Consider the following 2,854-nt stretch of genomic DNA (forward strand, 5'->3'; position numbering starts at 1 on the left):
TAAATTTGGTAATTATGCCTTAGATGGATACACCCGTATCCATACCGAACACGAAGGTTAAGCATCTAGGGGCCGATAGTACTGCATGGGAAGCTGTGTGGGAGGGTAGGTTGTTGCCAAGTAATATGGATCTTTAGCTCAGTTGGTTAGAGCAACCGGCTCATAACCGGTAGGTCCGGGGTTCGAGTCCCTGAAGGTCCACCATATTTGGGGGTATAGCTCAGTTGGGAGAGCACCTGCCTTGCACGCAGGGGGTCAAGGGTTCGAATCCCTTTATCTCCACCAAAGACACTGTATATGCAGTGTCTTTTTTTATATGTTTTTATAATATTTTAAGATAAACTTTCTCATTAGTATGTTAAAATAAAAAAGTAGATAGTATTTCTTTTTGGGTGAATTAATTACTTAATAAGATTTTAGATAAATGAAGGGAGGGAAAATAGAGAATATAAATTTCTCTATTTTATATAATTATGAATATATTAATAACCAATGATGATGGAATTACGGCAAAAGGTATACAGATTATTGCACAGAGACTTCAAAATTCACACAATATATTGGTAGTAGCACCTGATAGTCAAAAAAGTGCTAGCAGTCATTCCATAACATTAATGAATCCTCTTATTGTAAGAAAAGAAAAAATAGAAGGTATAGATGCTCCATGTTTTAGTGTAAGTGGTACACCTGTTGATTGTACAAAAATTGCAATAACTACTATTGCTAGTGAAAAAATAGATATAGTAGTATCAGGAATAAATGATGGATTTAATTTAGGCACCGATGTAATATATTCAGGGACTGTGTCTGCAGCCGTTGAAGGAGCATTAAATAGTACCCCAGCAATTGCATTATCTTGTGATGGTAATGAAGAAAGTTATGAAATAGCTGCAGATTATGCAGAAAAAATATTAAATAAAATTAGAAGTGAGAAAATTGGAAACACAGTACTAAATGTAAACATTCCATCCATAAGTAAAGATAAATTAAAGGGATTAAAGGTATGTAAAATAGGTGAAAGAAATTATAATAATGTATATGTTGAAGTAGAGAAAAGTGATGATAATGTAGTATATAAAATAACTGGTGCGCCGGATGATGCAATGCAAGATAATACTGATGTAGACATGATTAAAGAAGGATATATAACAGTTACACCACTACATTATGACTTAACTAATTTTAACTTAATAACAAAAGTGGAAAATATTTTAGAAAAATAAATTTGATATAACAAAATTTTTATTTTAAATATTGTGATTAATTAGTAATATTAAAGATATGAATAGGGGATGAAATGATGAATAAACCATATGTATTTACACCAGGACCTACTAATGTAAGAGAAAATGTTAGATTGGCTAGGGCTATTGAAACTACTAATCCAGATTTAGATAAAGATTTTTATGATTTTTATAGAGAAACTTGCAATAGAATTAGGGAAATACTAAATACTGAAAAGGATGTGTTTATATTAAGTGGTGAAGGTATATTAGGATTGGAAGCTGCTTGTGCATCACTTACAGAAGTAGGAGATAGAGTACTAATTATTGATAATGGGGTATTTGGTGAAGGCTTTGCTGATTTTGTGAAAATATATGGAGGAATACCTGTGTTGTATTCTGTTGATAGAAAAAGAGAAGTAGATGTGGAACATTTAAGAGAATTCCTTGATAAAGATAGTAATTTTAAATATGCAACTGTTGTTCATTGCGATACACCATCAGGAGTACTTAATGATATAAGTAAAATTTGTCCAATGCTTAAGGAATATGGAATATTAACAGTTGTAGATAGTGTTGCAGCCATGGGAGGAGAACCTATAAATGTAGATGAGTGGGATATAGATATTGCATTAGGTGGTTCTCAAAAAGCTTTTTCAGCTCCACCAGGATTAACTATTGTTACCGTTAGTGATGATGCGGATAAAGTTATGAGAATAAGAAATACTCCGATTGTAGGATTTTATTGTAACTTAACTATATGGAAGGGATATTATGATAAAAAGTGGTTTCCATATACTATGCCAATAAGTGACATATATGGGCTTAGAGTTGCTATAGATAATATACTTGAAGAAGGAATAGAGAATGTACACAATAGACATAAAAATATTGCTGTAGCTACTAGAAATGCATTAACTAGCTATGGGTTAAAGTTATATTTAGATAGCGGCTTTTCATCTACAGTTACAGTAGTAGAAACGCCTACAGGAATAGAAGCAAACAAGTTAATTAATTATATGAGAGATAATTATAATTTACTAATTTCAGGTTCTTTTGATTATCTTGAGAATAAAGTTATTAGAATTGGTCATATGGGAGAAAACAGTAGGATAGATAAAATTTTATTTGTTTTAAATACGTTAGATAAATCTTTAAATGAATTAGGATATAAATCAAAAGTTAATATCATAGAAGAATTTAATAAGTATATTATATTATAATGTAAGAGAGGCCAATTAATTATGAAAATAGTTAATTGGCCTTATATTATTATAAAAAGGATATTTTCAATGGAATATTAAGAAGATTAGTAACTAGTTAACATAACGAATATTTATTGATTTTAATGTGGTATATTTCGTATATAGAGGCTAAATATTAGTATAAGTTATTTTTACTTTAGTATACTATACCATGTGTATCAGTATAAGAAAATAAAAGTAAATTCAAGAAATATGAAGATATATTTAAATAAACTATAATTATAAAAAACTAATATTATATTTGATATAACAAGTATGGTAAGATAAATCTTGTCGCTGAGAGACGCGGCAAGAAACAACAAAAACTTAAGAAAAAACTTCTTAAAAATTTGTTGACAGATAAGAGATTATCTAGTAGAATAGTAA

Annotated in this window: 2 protein-coding genes, 2 tRNA genes and 1 rRNA gene; all 5 read left to right on the forward strand. The window is 29.8% G+C overall.

Annotated elements, in window-relative coordinates; translation table 11 throughout:
- Positions 1–4: 4 nt before the first annotated feature.
- The 5 genes from rrf to B3Z56_RS13825 all read left to right on the forward strand — a co-directional run bounded on the left by rrf (position 5) and on the right by B3Z56_RS13825 (position 2,446).
- Positions 5–122: ribosomal RNA gene (gene rrf, locus B3Z56_RS13805) — 5S ribosomal RNA — on the forward strand.
- A gap of 5 nt (positions 123–127) precedes the next feature.
- Positions 128–204: transfer RNA gene (locus B3Z56_RS13810), tRNA-Ile, on the forward strand.
- Positions 205–209: 5 nt separating this feature from the next.
- Positions 210–285, forward strand: a tRNA-Ala gene (locus tag B3Z56_RS13815).
- 188 nt (positions 286–473) lie between these two features.
- Positions 474–1,223, forward strand: a complete 750-nt coding sequence (gene surE / locus B3Z56_RS13820; RefSeq protein WP_346876377.1) for a 5'/3'-nucleotidase SurE — start codon at positions 474–476, stop codon at positions 1,221–1,223.
- Positions 1,224–1,300: 77 nt separating this feature from the next.
- Positions 1,301–2,446 (forward strand): alanine--glyoxylate aminotransferase family protein, encoded by a 1,146-nt coding sequence (locus B3Z56_RS13825; RefSeq protein WP_346876376.1) that lies wholly within the window; start codon positions 1,301–1,303, stop codon positions 2,444–2,446.
- Positions 2,447–2,854 lie beyond the last annotated feature (408 nt).

The sequence above is a fragment of the Clostridium sp. UBA7791 genome (genome assembly GCF_002480755.1).
Classification (GTDB): domain Bacteria; phylum Bacillota; class Clostridia; order Clostridiales; family Clostridiaceae; genus Clostridium_J; species Clostridium_J sulfidigenes.